Here is a 304-nt window from a genome sequence, read left to right as displayed (position 1 = left end):
CGGGCGTAACCTATGTGCCGGGGAATTCGTTCTTCCCCGATGGCAAAACCGGGCGCAACTCCATGCGCGTGAACTTCAGCTTCGAGACGCCCGAATCCATCACCTGCGCCTGGAGGGCTTTTCTCAGAAAAGTTCCGCTGAAGATCAAGATCCTCGGTCTCGTTGTTGTGGCGATTCTTATAATTTTGATTTTCGGGGTCGCTTTACCGCTAGCGCTCGACTACTTCCAAATCTCCGATGTCTACGGCACTTTTCAGCGTCGCGTCAGAGAGGTACTGCGTTTCATCGTTGTCGAGCGCTAGCG

1 protein-coding gene is annotated in these 304 nt (G+C 53.9%); it reads left to right on the top strand.

The annotated features are described in order from the left end of the window. Positions 1 to 302 (top strand): hypothetical protein (locus NE591_RS14090; RefSeq protein WP_256156956.1); only part of this gene is annotated, 302 nt, incomplete at its 5' end. Positions 303 to 304 lie beyond the last annotated feature (2 nt).

The organism is Adlercreutzia sp. DFI.6.23, from assembly GCF_024462535.1.
Classification (GTDB): domain Bacteria; phylum Actinomycetota; class Coriobacteriia; order Coriobacteriales; family Eggerthellaceae; genus Adlercreutzia; species Adlercreutzia rubneri.
Note: the sequence above shows the minus strand (reverse complement) of the source record. Positions and strands in the feature narration are given on the sequence as shown.